The sequence below is a fragment of the Paraburkholderia sp. Tr-20389 genome, assembly GCF_017104565.1.
GTDB lineage: Bacteria > Pseudomonadota > Gammaproteobacteria > Burkholderiales > Burkholderiaceae > Paraburkholderia.
Window position 1 is genome coordinate 177,491 of sequence record NZ_JAAGPD010000015.1, and the last position, 15,479, is coordinate 192,969.

Here is a 15,479-nt window from a genome sequence, read left to right on the forward strand (position 1 = left end):
GTTACAATGGCACGTTGCGCGCCAGCGCGGCCACTGAACATAAGCGTCATCGGAGCCCGATCCAAGGTGTTCCGGCGCAAGTTCCGAACCCGGCCGATGCAAGGCGCATGCGGTTCCTAGAAGCATCCGAAGTCGTCCCTCTTTTTACTACTGCCGAATCATCATGTCTCTGTTCTCCGCTGTCGAACTCGCTCCCCGCGACCCGATTCTGGGCCTGAACGAAGCTTTCAATGCCGATGCGCGCACCACCAAGGTCAATCTGGGCGTGGGCGTGTACACCAATGAAGAAGGCAAGATTCCTCTGCTGCGCGCGGTTCGCGAAGCAGAAAAGGCACGCATCGAAGCAGCGCTGCCGCGCGGCTATCTGCCCATCGAAGGTATCGCCGTCTACGACGCAGCGGTGCAGAAGCTGCTGCTCGGCAACGATTCGCCGCTGATCGCCGCGGGCCGCGTCGTCACGGCGCAAGCGCTGGGCGGCACGGGCGCATTGAAGATCGGCGCTGACTTCCTGAAGCGCGTCAATCCCGCATCGAAGGTCGCGATCAGCGATCCGAGCTGGGAAAACCACCGCGCGCTGTTCGAAAGCGCGGGCTTCGAAGTCGTCTCGTACCCGTACTACGATGCGGCGACGCATGGCGTGAACTTCGAAGGCATGCTGTCGGCGCTCAACAGCTACGCGCCGGGCACGGTCGTCGTGCTGCACGCGTGCTGCCACAACCCGACGGGTGTCGATCTGACGGTCGACCAGTGGAAGCAGGTCGTCGAAGTCGTGAAGGCGCGCGAACTGGTGCCGTTCCTCGACATCGCGTATCAGGGCTTCGGCGACGGTATCGATGCCGACGCAGCCGCTGTGCACCTGTTCGCGCAATCGGAACTGAACGTGTTCGTGTCGTCGTCGTTCTCTAAGTCGTTCTCGCTGTATGGCGAGCGCGTCGGCGCGCTGTCGATCATCACGGGCAGCAAGGAAGAAGCAGCGCGCGTGCTGTCGCAACTCAAGCGCGTGATCCGCACGAACTACTCGAACCCGCCCACGCACGGCGGCGCCGTCGTCGCAGCCGTGCTCGCATCGCCGGAACTGCGCGCGACGTGGGAAGCGGAACTGGGCGAAATGCGCGACCGCATTCGCGCCATGCGCAACGGTCTCGTCGAACGTCTGAAGGCTGCGGGCATCGACCGTGACTTCAGCTTCGTCAACGCGCAACGCGGCATGTTCTCGTACTCGGGCCTGACGGCGCCGCAAGTGGATCGTCTGCGCGAAGAGTTCGGCATCTACGCCGTCAGCACGGGCCGTATCTGCGTGGCTGCGCTGAACACGCGCAACCTGGATGTCGTCGCTAACGCCGTTGCCGCTGTGTTGAAGTAATGTTGCCTGCGTGACGGCGCGGGTCGCCGTCTCCGCTGGTACTAAAAAGGCGCTCCTTGTGAGCGCCTTTTTTCGTGCTGCAGGAACAACCGTCAACGCAGGTCGCGATGAATGTCGTGCGTGACGAATCCCGCGTCGTTGTCCGGCATGTCGAGCCAGCCGGGCTGCGCGAGCGAGTTACGGATGTCGTCGAGGCCGCTTTGCCAATGCTGCTGCATCGTCGACAGACCGAACTGATAGTCCTTGTAGTGCCCTTCGTATTCCTTGTCGCGGTAGATCAGGTGCACGATGTTGTAGCGCTTCGAACACGATAGTTCTTCGGCGAGCCTGGACCACGGATCGTCGCGATGCTCGGGCGACACGCGTTCGAGCACTTCGCGCAGCACATGCCGGAAGCGCTGAGTGCGCTGCATCATGTCAGTGACAAGGCGCGTGCGGCTCGAATACTGAATGTCCTTCATACGCCCCTGGACGTCGGTGATGTTGTCCGGCACCGGACCCAACGCGCTCCACAAATCGACCTGAAATGCGAGCGTATCGCGCCGCGGACTGGCTTGCGCGACCTCATAGAGCGGCGTATTCGACATCAGCCCGCCGTCCCAGTAATACTCGCCGTCGATCTCGACAGCGCCGAATCCCGGCGGCAATGCGCCCGACGCCATGAAGTGCTCGGGCCTCAACGCGGTGTGCGTGTTGTCGAAATAGGCGAAGTTGCCCGTGTGGACATTCACGGCGCCCACCGACACATGCATTTCCTTCGAATTGATCCGCTTGAAGTCGCATAGCCGTTCGAGCGTCGCCTTGAGCGGCGTGGTGTCGTAATAGCTCGCGAGTTGCGGCGGAACGGACACGGCGGGCAGCGGCGGAGGAAAACGCGGCGTGAAAAAGCCCTTTTGCCCGTCGACGAGTGCGCCCACCGCCTGCATCGCGGTGAACGCCTTGCGCACCGTGTCGTTCGAATTGAAGAGCGCCTGCTCGATGGAAGGCGGCACGGGCGGACCGAAGGCGGGCTGGCAAATGGTTTCCCAGAACTCGCGCAGCTTCCGGACGCGATCTTCGGGCGCATTGCCCGCAATGACCGCCGTGTTCAGCGCGCCGATCGAAATGCCCGCCAGCCAGTTCGGCAGGATGCCGGCTTCGTCGAGCCCCTGATAGACGCCCGCTTGATACGCGCCGAGCGCGCCGCCGCCTTGCAGCATCAGCGCGATGGTCTCGTACTGAGGCAGCGCCCCGTGATGACTGGCGCGAACGCCGGATGCCGCGCCCGCCTGCTCGCTTGCTCCCGCACCGGCGTCGCCGGCGCGTGCCCGCTTCACGCTACGTTGTGAATCGCGTTGCGCCATCATCACCTCCTCGTTTTTACATCGGTTATTGCATGTACCAGCCGTGGCTGACGATGAACGACTGGCCCGTGAGCGCAGCCGTCGGGAACGACGACAGGAACAGCACCGTTTGCGCGACATCTTCGACGGTAGTGAAGATGCCGTCGACCGTGCCGCCCAGCATCACGCGACGGACCACTTCTTCCTCAGTGATGCCCAGTTCCTTTGCCTGCTCGGGAATCTGCTTGTCGACGAGCGGCGTGCGTACGAAACCCGGACATACGACATGCGAGCGCACATTATGTTTCGCGCCTTCCTTCGCGAGCACGCGCGACAGGCCGAGCAGCGCGTGCTTGGCCGTCACGTAGGCCGACTTCAGCGGCGATGCTTCGTGCGAGTGCACCGATCCCATGTAGATCACGATGCCGCCGCGATCGTCCTTGTACATGTGCTTGAGGGCCGCCTTCGTGGTGAGGAACGCGCCGTCGACGTGGATGGCCTGCATCTTCTTCCAGTCCGAGAACGAATAGTTTTCGATCGGATTAACGATCTGGATGCCGGCGTTTGAAATCAGGATATCCACCGAACCGAGTTCGGCGGCCACTTTGTCGATGCCTTGGTTGACGGCGTCTTCGTTCGTGACGTCCATTGCAACGCCGAGCGCCTTGCCGCCCGCCTTGTTGATCTCGTCAGCGACGGCGTTCGCGCCGTCCTGGTTCAGGTCCGCGATCGCGACGGCCGCGCCCGCTGCCGACAGCGTCAACGCGATCTGCTTGCCGATGCCGCTCGCTGCGCCCGTGACGACGGCGACCTTGCCTTTCAGACTCTCATTCGATGACGACATCCAGAACCTCCATGCAGTTGATTGAGCAATGACAACATGGCGCGCAGGCATCGTAAAGCTGGCTGAATGGCATATGCCGTTCGGTCGATTGCTGCACTGCGGCCGACTCCGCTATTGTGCATGAACCGACGCGAACTACACACCCAAAGGCACGTCTTGCCGATTCGGATTAATGTGTGGGGTTCCGGCTACGACACTCACAAAAGGAGAACTGGATGAACTACCGACGTCTCGGCCGTTCCGGCCTGCAAGTCAGCGAGCTGTCCATCGGCTCATGGGTGACTTACGGCAATCAGGTGGATCGGAGCGCCGCACGGGAATCGCTGGCGGCCGCGCGCGACGCGGGCGTGAATTTCTTCGACAACGCCGAGGTCTACGCGGGCGGCAAGTCCGAGCAGATCATGGGCGAAGCGCTGAAGGAACTGAACTGGCCGCGCGTGAGCTACATCGTCTCGACGAAATTCTTCTGGGGCCTCAATGAGGCACCCAACCAGTATCACACGCTGAACCGCAAGTATCTGATGAACGCGATCGACCACTCGCTCAAGCGTCTGCAGCTCGATTATGTCGATCTCGTGTTCTGTCATCGTCCTGATCCGTACACGCCGATCGAAGAAACGGTGTGGGCGATGAGCGACATGATCACGCGCGGCAAGGCGCTCTACTGGGGCACGTCCGAATGGAGCGCCGATGAAATTCGCGCGGCCTACGAGATTGCCGAGCGTCATCATCTGCACAAGCCGGTGATGGAGCAGCCGCAATACAACCTGTTCCATCGCAAGCGCGTCGAACAGGAATACCGGCGGCTCTATGAAGACATCGGCCTGGGCCTGACCACGTGGAGTCCCCTCGCTTCCGGTCTGCTGACGGGCAAGTATCGCAACGGCGTGCCCACCGGCAGCCGCGCGGAACTGCAAGGCTACGACTGGCTGCGCAAAGAACTGACCGACTCGGGCAAGAACAACGTGGTCGGCCAGTTGGGAAATCTCGCGGACGAACTCGGCTGCACCGTCGGGCAACTGGCGCTCGCGTGGATCCTGACCAATCCGAACGTCAGCACGATCATCACGGGCGCGTCGCGTGTCGAGCAGATCGCGGAAAACATGAAGGCGAAGGACGTGGCCGAGCAGATCACGCCGGAGATCAAGGAGAAGATCGAAGCGATCGTCGGCGACGTTTATCAGTAAGTGGCCGATGTGCCGGGTGGGCCGCCACTGACGCGCCCGGCCCGCACGGCAGACAGGGTTGGCGGCTCGCGTACAATACGCAGCCCCAACGTCTGACCGTGCGGCTGCACGCGGATGCCGAAGCTGACACGACGCACATCGCGCCATGTGATACATCGGCATTCGCATCGCATGACACCCGCATAACCCGCATCTTCACAGCGCAATCATCGCCATGCTCAGTTACCGCCACGCTTTTCACGCAGGCAATCACGCCGACGTCCTGAAACATGCTGTCGTCGTGCAGTTGCTGCGCTACCTTGGACAAAAGGACAAGGCGTACTGGTACATCGACACGCACGCGGGTGCCGGCGTCTACTCGCTCAAGGAAGGCTACGCGACCAAGACCGCGGAGTTCGAAACAGGTATCGCGAGACTGTGGGAGCGCAAGGACTTGCCGCCGATGCTGGCCGAGTACGTCGACGAAGTGTCGGCGCTCAATCCCGATGGAGAGTTGCGCTACTACCCCGGCTCGCCCTATCTCGCGTGGCGTTTGATGCGCGAGCAGGATCGTATGCGCCTGTTCGAATTGCACAGCACCGAGATCGACGTGCTGCGTCATAACTTCCGCGACGCAGGACGGCGCGCGATGTTATTCGCAGGCGATGGCTTCGACGGCATCAAGGCGCTGTTGCCGCCCGCGCCGCGCCGCGCGCTCGTGCTCGTCGATCCATCCTATGAAGACAAGCGCGATTACTCACGCACGCTGACTTGCGTCGAAGAATGTCTGAAGCGTTTTGCGACGGGGACGTATGCCGTCTGGTATCCGCAGGTCGCGCGACCGGAATCTCAGCGCTTTCCCGAGCAGTTGAAGCGGCTGCAAGAAAGGAACTGGCTGCACGTTTCGTTGACGGTCAGCAGCCCGCCTAGCGATGGCTTTGGGCTCTTCGGCAGCGGCATGTTCATTCTGAATCCGCCCTACACGCTGCCGAAAATGTTGAAGGAAACGCTGCCGTGGCTCGTCGAGACACTCGGCGAGGACAAGGCCGCGCAGTTCAAGATCGAACATCGCGGCGACTGAGTCGCGCGGCTTACTTGACCTGCTCGGCCGCTTTGCGCGCGAAGTCGTTCGTGTAGGTCGCTTTCAGATCGATCTTCGACGCGTCGAGCCGCGTATCGAATGAAGCGAGCGCGCGTAACGCCGTAGGTGGCCCATCGGCAGGCATCAGCCCATCGGGCGAATAGGCTTCGCGAACATTGTGGAAGGCGTCGATGTACAGCGCCTTGTCGTTGAGCAGATAAGCGGGGGGCACCATCTTCGCGATGTCGGCATCGCTTGCCGTCTGAAGCCAGCGGTCGGCGCGCACGATCGCGTTCGCCAGTGCCTGGGTCGTCTTCGGATTCTTCTGGATGAAGCTGTCCGACGCGTAGAGCGTGGCCGCGGGCATCGTTCCGCCGAACACGTCCTGCGTGCCCTTCACGGTGCGCGTATCGACCAGTATCTTGATCTCGCCCGAACGCTGCAGCTTCGTCATCATCGGATCGACGTTCGACAGCGCATCGACCTGCCCGTTGCTCACTGCGGAGATCACGGTCGCCCCGCTCCCGACGCCGATCACCGAAACATCGTTGCGTTGCACGCCAGCCTTGCGCAGCGCAACGGTCAGCACGAGATCGGTCGATGAACCGGGCGCGCTCACGCCCACTTTCGCGCCCTTGAAATCGGCCAGCGACTTGAGCGTATCGGCTTTGCTTTTCGTCACCGCGACGGCGATCTGCGGCGCGCGCCCCATCAGCACGAACGCACGATAGTGCTGGCCTTTCGCCTGCATGAAGATCGTGTGCTCATAGGCGCCCGCACCGACATCGGCACTCCCGCCGACCACCGCCTCCAGCGCCTTCGATCCGCCCGCGAAATCCTCGAGCGTCACGTCCAGTCCTTCGTCCTTGAAGAAACCCAGTTGGGACGCGGTCAGCACAGGGAGGTAATAGAGACCGGGCAAGCCGCCGACGGCCATCGTGAGCGCCGGCTTCTCGGGCGTGTCCTTCGCGATGGCCGAGTGAGCCACGAGCACCAGCAACGCCGCGCACACACTCGCTACATGGCGAAATCCCAGGTTGCGCATTTGTCCTCTCCTGTTCTGTTCTGTTCGAATTGTTCGTCTCGCTGCGCCGACGAGCAGGAAATGCGCGTCCGCGAGCGATGATCGCGCAACGATTGTCGTCCGATGAAGTGGCGCACGCCATGCGCCGAAACCCGAATGATGCGAGCGCTTGCCGCTTCAGGTTCGCGCGGCCGGACTATTGCGAGTGCGGCACGGGCCGTGGGCGCAGCGGTGGCGTCGGAGTGGGATATGGAGTCTGTGTCGCGCCCGGCACCTGGATATACGGCGCGACGATATAAGGCGGTGCGCCGTTCGGTGTGAGCTCTTCGGGCGCCGCAATGGGCTGGGCCTCGACGATGCGGCTGTGCGACAGCGGCGCCGTCTGCAGCACGGTGCCGCCCTGGCCGTCGCTGATGCCGCCCTGTGTATCGAGAATGAGCGGCTGGCGGTTCGTCGACGAGCCTGCAAATGCCGTCGATGCCGCCCCCAGCAGCACGACGACCGCTGCGGACCGCAGCAGATGAAACGGGTGATCTGAAAACATGGGCGCCCCGGATGATTGTAGGAATGCCGGTTATCGCGAAAACATCCTACCTTACCGCGGCATAGGCATTTGAGCTAGTCGCTGTCGGGCAACGTAGCGCAATTTGCCGGCTCCAGATGTGACAAAGCCCCGCATGGCGGGGCTTGACGTCACGACTCCGAGTTTGCGGCAAATAGACTGCCGCGCAAGCCGGGGCGTGAGACTTACAGCGAGTAGCCGTTAGTTTCGAGCGAGCGGATACGCTGCTCGAGTTGGACGATGTCCGACGACGCTGCCAGGTAGGCCTCACGGCGGCTACGTTCAGCAGTTTCAAACCAGTTGCTCAGCTTTTCGATCAAAAACGCAAACATGATGTACTCCAAGGATCAGTTAAGAATCCCCGGTGAGTTGGGCATCAGGGATTTCCCGTAAAAGGGTTAACCCGAATTATAGCGTTCCGGCGCAACCTTGCCAGTGAATTGCACGAATACCGTGCATTCCGTTTTGGAATGGTGCAAAGTTATTTCCCGATCAAACTATTGATTTTTGGTCAGTTTTTTCGAGATACATCGAAAATCGGCCAGTTTTGGTCTCGTTTTTGCACCTAATTCGTGCACAAAGCTCGATTGATCTCAACGTTGCGGCACTGTTTTTCAATTGCTGTGACAATCCGGCGCGGCGATCGCCGAATCGGCAGCCGCGAGGCTTTCGATGATCGGGCAATCCGGGCGGTCGTCGCCGTGACAATGCTCGGCGAGATGCGTCAGCGTGTCGCGCATCTCGGTCAATTCGGCGATCCGGCGGTTCAGGTCGGCCACGTGCTCCAGCGCGATCGACTTCACCTCTGCACTCGCGCGCGACCGGTCGTTCCACAGCGCGAGCAGCCTGCGGATATCCTCGACCAGAAACCCCAGCCGCCGCGCCTGCCGGATAAAGCGCAGCGAATGAACCTCCTGCGTGCCGTAAACGCGATATCCCGCCGTCGTGCGCTCTTTTGCGGCGAGCAATCCCACGCTCTCGTAGTAGCGGATCATCTTCGCCGTCACGCCCGACGCGCGGGCCGCTTCACCGATATTCATCACTCGTTCCCCACTTTGTCTGCACGATATGTTGATGATTCTTGACCTTCCCACCGTGGGAAGGTCAATCATGATATGGCCCGTCGACAGGCATAATTCAACCGTTGCAGGATTTATCAGCCAGAGGAAAAGCATGAGCATCGAATTCAAGGTAGAAGGCATGAGCTGCCAGCATTGCGTCGCGGCCGTCACGCGCGCCATCCAGGAACAGGACGCGGGCGCACACGTTCAGGTCGATCTGCCCGCGGGTAAGGTCGCTGTTGAGTCGGGCGCGTCCGTCGACACGCTCAAGGCCGCCATCGACGAAGCCGGCTACACGGTCGTCGGCGTCGACGGGAACTGAATGGAGAACGCGCGCATGTTCAAGGTTGCCGTTATCGGCGCGTCGGGTCTGCTGGGTCGCGCGATCGTCGGCGAACTCGCGCAGCAGCGTGACTGGCAGCTCGTGCAAACGACGTTCAGCCGCCGGACGCCGGAAAGCGTGCCGCTCGATATTCGCGATGCCGACGCGGTCGAGCAGTTCGTCGAGCGCGAACAGCCGAACGCGATCGTCATCGCGGCCGCCGAACGGCGTCCCGACGTGTGCGAAAACGATCCAGCGCTCGCTCGTGCGCTGAACGTGGACGCCGTGCGCGCGATCGCGTCGGCTGCACGCCGGCACAGCGCGTGGGTGCTGTCCATTTCCACCGACTACGTGTTCGACGGCACGACGCCGCCCTATCGCTACGACGCGACGCCGTCGCCGATCAATGCCTATGGCCGCAGCAAGCTGGAGGGCGAACGGGCGCTCGCTGAAGCAACGGATCTGGGCTGCGTGCTGCGTCTGCCGCTGCTGTTCGGGCCGATCGTCGACTGGCGGGAGTCGGCCGTGACGAGTCTCGTGCCCGCGATCGCCGCGTCGGCTTCGGCGAACGCGTCATCGGGAGCGAAACCCGCCGTGATGGATGCGTGGGCGATCCGCTACCCGACGTATACGCCCGACGTTGCCGTCGTCGTGCGTCAATTGCTGGAGCGGCACGCGCGCGGCGAAGCGGTGTGCGGCACGGTGCAGTGGTCCGGCGACGAGCCGATGACAAAGTACGACATCGCCCAACGTCTCTCGAGCGCATTGCAGATGGACGCACAACTGACGCCGCAGCATACGCCGATGGACGCCACGCCGCGTCCGCACAACTGCCATCTCGATTCGGCGCGGCTCGAGGCGCTCGGCATCGGCCGTCGCACGCCCTTCGATACGGCGATCCGTGAGGTTTTTGCGCTGTTTCCGTGGCGCGGCTAGATATCAGTGGAAGTCGCGGCTCGTCGATTGCAGGCCGCCCAGCAGATGCGACATGTCGACGAGCCGTTGCGCCACCAGATGCCGCACTTCGCCCTCGCATTGCCACGTGCCGTACACGGCGAGTAGCGACGCGCCGAGCGCTTCCCTTCTCTGCTTCTCCAGCAGACTCGGCCAGATGATCACATTGACGTTGCCCGTTTCATCTTCGATCGTCACGAACAGCACGCCCTTCGCCGTACCCGGCCGCTGCCGCACCGTGACGATGCCGCAACCGCGCGCGAGCCTGCCATTGCGGTAGTCGCGCAACGTCGAAGCGGGCAGCAGACGCTGTTCCAGCAACACGGGCCGCAACAGTTCCAGCGGATGACGGCCGAGCGTCAATCCCACCGAGCGGTAATCCGCGACGATGTCCTGCGCTTCCGACGGTGCGCCCAGTTCGGGCGTGTCGTCCTGAACGGCGGCGACGGACAGCATGTCCTTGTCGGGCACGGCGGCCACCGAATGCCACAACGCTTCGCGCCGATTGCCCGCCAGTGAAGTCAACGCGTTCGCGTCGGCGAGCACATGCAGATCGTGACGGTTGAGCTGCGCGCGGCGCGCGAGATCGTGCACGCTCCTGAAGGGCCGCACGGCGCGCGCGTTCTCGATACGCTCGGCCGCGCCGTCCTTCATGCCGCGCAACAGCGACAGGCCGAGGCGCACGGCGGGACGCTGCTGGCCGCTCATCGTTTCGAGCGACGAGTCCCAGCCACTCACCATCACATCGACGGGCAAAACCCGTACACCATGCCGCCGCGCGTCCTGCACGAGTTGCGACGGTGAATAGAAACCCATCGGCTGGCTGTTGAGCATCGCGGCGAGAAACGCCTCGGGCTCGTGGCATTTGAGCCAACTGCTCGCATAGACCAGCAGCGCGAAACTCGCCGCGTGGCTCTCCGGAAAACCGTATTCGCCGAAGCCCTTGATCTGCTCGAAAATGGCTTCGGCAAAACTCTGCTCATAACCACGCTCGCGCATGCCGTTGACGATGCGATCGTAGTATTTTTCGAGCCCGCCCTTGCGCTTCCATGCGGCCATCGCGCGACGCAACTGGTCGGCCTCGCCAGGCGTGAAGCCTGCTGCGAGAATCGCGACCTGCATCACCTGCTCCTGAAAAATCGGCACGCCTAGCGTGCGCTCGAGCGCGACTTTCAGTTGCTCGCTCGGATAGCGAACAGGTTCGAGTCCCTGCCGCCGCCGCAGATACGGATGCACCGCCCCGCCCTGAATCGGCCCCGGCCGCACGATCGCGACTTCGATCACGAGGTCGTAGAACTTCTGCGGACGCAGACGCGGCAGCATGCTCATCTGCGCGCGCGACTCGATCTGGAACACGCCGATCGTATCGGCATTCGAGATCATGTCGTAGGTCGCCTTGTCTTCGGGTGGAATGTCCTGCATCTCGAAGCGCTCGCCGCGCTGTTCGGCAACGAGATCCAATGTGCGCCGGATCGCCGACAACATGCCGAGCGCGAGCACGTCGACCTTCAGCAGACCGAGCGACTCCAGATCGTCCTTGTCCCACTCGATCACAGAGCGATCTGCCATCGCCGCATTCTCGACGGGCACGAGCCGTGTGAGCTTGCCGCGACTGATCACGAAGCCGCCCGAATGCTGGGACAGATGGCGCGGAAAATTGAGCAACTGCGACGCGAGACGCGCCCATGCCTGAATCAGCGGCTTTTCCGGATCGAGGCCCGACTCTTCGAAGCGCTTGAGCAGATCATGGCTCGTGTCGAACCAGTGATGCGACTTCGCGACGGTGTCGACGATCTGCGGATCGACGCCGAGCGCCTTGCCCGTTTCGCGCAATGCGCCGCGCGGACGGTACGTCGACACAGCCGCAGCGATTGCCGCACGGTCGCGCCCGTACTTGCGGTAGATGTACTGGATCACTTCTTCGCGACGCTGATGCTCGAAGTCGACGTCGATGTCCGGCGGCTCGCCCCGCTCCTTTGAAATGAACCGCTCGAACAGCATGTTGCCGCGTGCGGGATCGACCTCGGTCACACCAAGGCAGTAACACACGGCCGAATTGGCCGCCGACCCGCGTCCCTGACACAGGATGTGCTGGCTGCGCGCATAACGCACAATGTCGTAGACGGTCAGAAAGTACGGTTCGTAGCCGAGATCTGCGATCAGCGCGAGTTCGTGCTCGATCTGTTCCTGCACGTTGAACGGAATGCCCGAAGGAAAACGGTGCTGCGCGCCGATGTACGTTTCCTGCCGCAGATATTGCGTCGGCGTGTAGCCCGCAGGCACGAGTTCGTCAGGATATTCATAGCGAAGCTGATCGAGCGAAAACGCGCAGCGCGACAGCACGCTGATCGTCTCGCGCACGGTGTGATCCGGATACAGATTCGCAATACGCAAACGCGAGCGCAGATGCTGCTCGGCATTCGGCGCGAGTTCGTAGCCGCATTCGTGCACCGGCCTGCCGACGCGGATCGCAGTCATCGTGTCCTGCAGAGGCTTGCGAGAACGCACATGCATCACGACATGACCCAATGCGACGACGGGCACGTTCTGCTTGTTCGCGACGTATTCGACCGACCCGCGATGGATGTCGTCCATCGCGCGCTGATGCAGCACGAGCCCGACCCACGCGCGGCCCGGAAAGGTTTCGTCGAGCCATTCGATCTGCGCGTCGAGCACCTCTTCATTGGCGGGAAAATCAGGCACGAGGATCGCGAGGCAATCGGGCATGCTGCGCAGATGCGCGTTCTCGCGATCGGGCCGCGACAGATCGTGCGGCGTCAGCCGATATTCGCCCTTCGGCGCACGCGTGCGTGCAAGTGTAATCAGCTCCGACAGATTGCCGTAGCCCTCGCGATTCTGCGCGAGCAGGATCAGACCGAACGCGGGCGTGCCATCGGCATTACGTAACCGGAAATACGAACCGATGACGAGCGGCAAACCCTTTTCCTTCGCTGCCACGTGCGCGCGCACGACGCCCGCGAGCGAACATTCATCGGTGATGGCCAGCCCGGAATAGCCAAGCTGGGACGCGCGCCCGGCCAGTTCCTCCGCGTGCGATGCGCCATGCAGGAACGTGAAGTTCGACAGGCAGAACAGCTCGGCGTATGCCGGCAAGACATTGAACGTCGTATCCATCGCGCGTCATCCGAACAGGCCGTGCAGGAACCAGCGCGGTTCCTCTTCGGCATCGCGACTGCTGACGCGCTCGCGATAAACCCAGTAGCAGCTGCGATCTTCGCCCTGCATGACGAAGTAATCGCGCGTGACGAGCACGCCATCGAACCAGCCCGCTTCGATCCGCTCGCCCGGCGACGCGATCTTCAGCGGCGAACCATAAAACGGCCGATGCTCGCGCATAAGCAGACGCACGGACGTTGCTAGCATCCACGTCGGGCGCGGCAAGCCTTTCGGCAGATGGATTTTCTTTTCCGCGTGGCCCATGGGCACCCAGCGGTTCGCGATTTCAGGCCGGTAGTCGGCCGTCGGCGCGGGACGCAGCACGTTCTCCTCGCCGTTGCGTGCAATCAGCAATTCGATCAGCCGCGCATGATCCGCCGGAGACCCGCCCGGTTGTGGGAAAAGCTGATCGGTAGCGGGTTCGGCCGCGTCGACTTTCGACGCGTCGAGTCGCAACGCGATGGCGGGCGCCGCCAGCGTGAGGCGGTGCAACCGCTCCTTCACGAGACGCAGCAGATGATCTTCGCGCCACGCGGCCTCGCCCAGCGCGATGTCGAGCGACGTCGGCGCAATGGCTTCGCGGCCGCGCTCGTGCTCGAACGACAGGGTGATCGCCGTCACGGCCAACTGCTTCGCGCACAACCAGCCGCACAGCTGCACGATCAGCCGGTGCGCGGCAAACACGGCGCCGTCCGCGTGCTCCAGACGATCGGGCAGTTCCAGACGTGCGCTGAACGTGGGCGGCAACTCCAGCCAGTCGAACAGTTCCGGCGCGGTGCCGAACGCGCGATCGAGCGAATCCAGCAAATGCTCGCCGCAACGCCGCTGCAGACCGGCGCGCGGCAAACGGCGTACATCGGCAATCGATTCACACCCAAGTCCGCCGAACCAGTCGACAAATGGACGGATCTCCGGTACGGCAAGCATCGACAACGGATCGAGCACGCGTTCGAGCGACGCGAGTTGCAACACGCGACGATTGCCGTGCTTCGCCAGCAACCACGCGCCCTGCCCGGTCGGCGCTGCGCTGATGCGCGCCGTCAGACCGAGCGCGTCGAGAACCGCCTTCGCCTGACGGCACAGCGACAGCAATCCACCGAAAAGCCGCAAGCTCCCGCCGACTTCGACGAGCACCGTAGCTTCATCGAGCAGCGCGACATCAGGCGAAAATTTCATCAGCGCGATGCCGACTTCGCGTTGCGTGGCGTTCTCGCGCGCGATGTCACGCTCGTACATCGCCGTTTCCGGCGACAGCGTCAACACCCCACCTCGCTTCATCCCGAGCCGAACGCCTGCTGCCCGCGCCGCGCCGTCGGCAATCGCGACCTTGTCTTTCTCCAATACGGCGCAACCGTGTCCGTGCTCAGGCGACCACCTCGGTCGGAAGACTTCGAGCGGCAACTTCGGCAAGTGGACGGCGAGAAAGACGCGCATGACGGGAAAACAGAACGGGTGTGGGTTGTAGAGGAATCGACAGAGGCTCTGCGCGTGTTGGGCCTCGTCGTTTCACGATGTCGACCATCAGGCCGTCGGCCGAAGGTCGTAACGCCAGTCTTAATAAAGCTGGCGAGGAATCCTGAGCCGATGCGAGCGGCCGGACCATGATGAAGAGCGTCTCAGACGACTGCGCGGCCAGATGCAAACGACGCAGCGATGATGCTTGCGCGTGCTGCGCCCACAAGATCAACGCGCCGCAGGTGCCGGCGCGCAGGATCTGTTCGGCAGACCAGAAAGCGTCGGCACTTTTGGGAGCTTTGACTTGCAGCAGTTGATCGAGCGAAAGCCCGATGTAATCGAGACCCAATCCGTCCGGGATGTGCGGCGGCTGCACCAGTGCGAGGGGACGGTCGCCCAGTGAACTCAGCGCTGGCCGCAACAGCCGCATTTCGCCGACGCCGGGCGTTTGAACCAGCAAATCGACCAGCGCGCCAATCGGCCAGCCGCCACCGGGCAACTCTGTAGATAGCGCCGGATAGCCGGTGTCGAGGGTGCGCCGCCCTCCGCGTGCGAGCTGCGAAGCTCGCCATAGCGATGGGTGAATCTCTTCGGCACGGGTAGCGTCGGCTGACATCAGCGTAGGAAAATACCTGTATATTTATACAGTATCCTACACGGAAATGGTGAAGGGAATGGCGCCCTTTTTGGGACAAGCAGGTGCTTGGGTGTAATTTAGGGCGCGGTGATGTTTCGGCCTCAGTTGGACAGTCTGGTTAGCAGGTGGGGCGATCAGACGCGCAGTCGATTGCTGGGCCGAGAGCGGCCCTTAGCATCAGTGCTGCTAAAGCAGTGGTCGCTCAAATGGAGGAAGATTGATGACTGGCGTACAAGCGCAAGCCGCGCTGACGGAGCGCTTAGACGTGGCGAATATGAGGTAGGACGAATCGAGCTTCCGTATCGCCAAACGAGCATTTTTGGGCGCGATAGAGACGTCTTGTTCGGAACGTCACGATCGGCGTCGGATAAACTTCACGCCCACAAACGCCAAGACCCCGCTTTTGAGGGCGGGGTCTTGGACTGGGTAAGGAGCCTGACGATTACCTACTTTCACACGGGCAATCCGCACTATCATCGGCGTGGAGTCGTTTCACGGTCCTGTTCGGGAT

The 15,479-nt window shown here is 62.4% G+C and carries 14 protein-coding genes; 5 read left to right on the forward strand and 9 right to left on the reverse strand.

The window, feature by feature from the left end:
- Positions 1–163: 163 nt before the first annotated feature.
- A complete protein-coding gene (locus G3N95_RS17345; RefSeq protein WP_205971313.1) occupies positions 164–1,363 on the forward strand; it encodes an amino acid aminotransferase in 1,200 nt (399 codons plus the stop codon).
- A gap of 92 nt (positions 1,364–1,455) precedes the next feature.
- On the opposite strand, the gene G3N95_RS17350 is transcribed toward G3N95_RS17345, so the two are convergent.
- Complete coding sequence (locus G3N95_RS17350; RefSeq protein WP_205971330.1) at positions 1,456–2,706, reverse strand: patatin-like phospholipase family protein; 1,251 nt, start codon at positions 2,704–2,706, stop codon at positions 1,456–1,458.
- A 25-nt stretch (positions 2,707–2,731) separates the two neighbouring features.
- Entirely contained in the window at positions 2,732–3,529 is a 798-nt protein-coding gene (locus G3N95_RS17355) for a 3-hydroxybutyrate dehydrogenase (protein WP_205971314.1), read from the reverse strand.
- A 215-nt stretch (positions 3,530–3,744) separates the two neighbouring features.
- On the opposite strand from G3N95_RS17355, the gene G3N95_RS17360 reads away from it, so the two are divergent.
- Positions 3,745–4,716 (forward strand): aldo/keto reductase, encoded by a 972-nt coding sequence (locus G3N95_RS17360; RefSeq protein ID WP_205971315.1) that lies wholly within the window; start codon positions 3,745–3,747, stop codon positions 4,714–4,716.
- A gap of 214 nt (positions 4,717–4,930) precedes the next feature.
- Complete coding sequence (rlmJ, locus tag G3N95_RS17365; protein WP_205971316.1) at positions 4,931–5,776, forward strand: 23S rRNA (adenine(2030)-N(6))-methyltransferase RlmJ; 846 nt, start codon at positions 4,931–4,933, stop codon at positions 5,774–5,776.
- A gap of 10 nt (positions 5,777–5,786) precedes the next feature.
- Here the strand turns inward: rlmJ and G3N95_RS17370 are convergent, their stop codons facing one another.
- The 4 genes from G3N95_RS17370 to cueR all read right to left on the reverse strand — a co-directional run bounded on the left by G3N95_RS17370 (position 5,787) and on the right by cueR (position 8,402).
- On the reverse strand, positions 5,787–6,821 hold the full coding sequence (locus G3N95_RS17370) for an ABC transporter substrate-binding protein (RefSeq protein WP_205971317.1): 1,035 nt from the start codon (positions 6,819–6,821) through the stop codon (positions 5,787–5,789).
- Positions 6,822–6,996: 175 nt separating this feature from the next.
- A complete protein-coding gene (locus G3N95_RS17375; RefSeq protein ID WP_205971318.1) occupies positions 6,997–7,344 on the reverse strand; it encodes a hypothetical protein in 348 nt (115 codons plus the stop codon).
- A 203-nt stretch (positions 7,345–7,547) separates the two neighbouring features.
- On the reverse strand, positions 7,548–7,694 hold the full coding sequence (locus G3N95_RS17380) for a DUF3563 family protein (protein ID WP_201660023.1): 147 nt from the start codon (positions 7,692–7,694) through the stop codon (positions 7,548–7,550).
- 282 nt (positions 7,695–7,976) lie between these two features.
- Positions 7,977–8,402: a Cu(I)-responsive transcriptional regulator gene (gene cueR, locus G3N95_RS17385; protein ID WP_205971331.1), complete on the reverse strand. Its 426-nt coding sequence runs from the start codon at positions 8,400–8,402 to the stop codon at positions 7,977–7,979.
- A 133-nt stretch (positions 8,403–8,535) separates the two neighbouring features.
- Between cueR and G3N95_RS17390 the strand changes: the two genes are divergently transcribed.
- Both G3N95_RS17390 and G3N95_RS17395 read left to right on the forward strand, forming a co-directional pair.
- Positions 8,536–8,745, forward strand: a complete 210-nt coding sequence (locus G3N95_RS17390) for a heavy-metal-associated domain-containing protein (protein ID WP_205971319.1) — start codon at positions 8,536–8,538, stop codon at positions 8,743–8,745.
- A gap of 15 nt (positions 8,746–8,760) precedes the next feature.
- Positions 8,761–9,681 (forward strand): SDR family oxidoreductase, encoded by a 921-nt coding sequence (locus G3N95_RS17395; protein ID WP_205971320.1) that lies wholly within the window; start codon positions 8,761–8,763, stop codon positions 9,679–9,681.
- 3 nt (positions 9,682–9,684) lie between these two features.
- Here the strand turns inward: G3N95_RS17395 and G3N95_RS17400 are convergent, their stop codons facing one another.
- From G3N95_RS17400 to imuA, 3 genes are read right to left on the reverse strand one after another with little or no spacing between them, the layout of a single operon-like run.
- Positions 9,685–12,834: an error-prone DNA polymerase gene (locus G3N95_RS17400; protein WP_205971321.1), complete on the reverse strand. Its 3,150-nt coding sequence runs from the start codon at positions 12,832–12,834 to the stop codon at positions 9,685–9,687.
- Between the two features lie 6 nt (positions 12,835–12,840).
- A complete protein-coding gene (locus G3N95_RS17405) occupies positions 12,841–14,310 on the reverse strand; it encodes a DNA polymerase Y family protein (protein WP_205971322.1) in 1,470 nt (489 codons plus the stop codon).
- The gene (gene imuA / locus G3N95_RS17410) at positions 14,240–14,947 is read right to left on the reverse strand and encodes a translesion DNA synthesis-associated protein ImuA (RefSeq protein WP_205971323.1); all 708 of its coding nucleotides are present in this window, start codon (positions 14,945–14,947) and stop codon (positions 14,240–14,242) included. Before imuA ends, G3N95_RS17405 begins: the two co-directional genes overlap by 71 nt.
- Positions 14,948–15,479: the final 532 nt, after the last annotated feature.

Bases quoted from the DNA above. Each gene is read 5' to 3' on its own strand.
- G3N95_RS17380 (WP_201660023.1), bottom strand. From the start codon at position 7,694: ATGTTTGCGTTTTTGATCGAAAAGCTGAGCAACTGGTTTGAAACTGCT.
- G3N95_RS17360 (WP_205971315.1), top strand. From the start codon at position 3,745: ATGAACTACCGACGTCTCGGCCGTTCCGGCCTGCAAGTCAGCGAGCTG.
- G3N95_RS17375 (WP_205971318.1), bottom strand. From the start codon at position 7,344: ATGTTTTCAGATCACCCGTTTCATCTGCTGCGGTCCGCAGCGGTCGTC.
- G3N95_RS17395 (WP_205971320.1), top strand. From the start codon at position 8,761: ATGTTCAAGGTTGCCGTTATCGGCGCGTCGGGTCTGCTGGGTCGCGCG.
- G3N95_RS17400 (WP_205971321.1), bottom strand. From the start codon at position 12,834: ATGGATACGACGTTCAATGTCTTGCCGGCATACGCCGAGCTGTTCTGC.
- rlmJ (WP_205971316.1), top strand. From the start codon at position 4,931: ATGCTCAGTTACCGCCACGCTTTTCACGCAGGCAATCACGCCGACGTC.
- G3N95_RS17345 (WP_205971313.1), top strand. From the start codon at position 164: ATGTCTCTGTTCTCCGCTGTCGAACTCGCTCCCCGCGACCCGATTCTG.
- cueR (WP_205971331.1), bottom strand. From the start codon at position 8,402: ATGAATATCGGTGAAGCGGCCCGCGCGTCGGGCGTGACGGCGAAGATG.
- G3N95_RS17370 (WP_205971317.1), bottom strand. From the start codon at position 6,821: ATGCGCAACCTGGGATTTCGCCATGTAGCGAGTGTGTGCGCGGCGTTG.
- G3N95_RS17350 (WP_205971330.1), bottom strand. From the start codon at position 2,706: ATGGCGCAACGCGATTCACAACGTAGCGTGAAGCGGGCACGCGCCGGC.
- G3N95_RS17355 (WP_205971314.1), bottom strand. From the start codon at position 3,529: ATGTCGTCATCGAATGAGAGTCTGAAAGGCAAGGTCGCCGTCGTCACG.
- G3N95_RS17405 (WP_205971322.1), bottom strand. From the start codon at position 14,310: ATGCGCGTCTTTCTCGCCGTCCACTTGCCGAAGTTGCCGCTCGAAGTC.
- G3N95_RS17390 (WP_205971319.1), top strand. From the start codon at position 8,536: ATGAGCATCGAATTCAAGGTAGAAGGCATGAGCTGCCAGCATTGCGTC.
- imuA (WP_205971323.1), bottom strand. From the start codon at position 14,947: ATGTCAGCCGACGCTACCCGTGCCGAAGAGATTCACCCATCGCTATGG.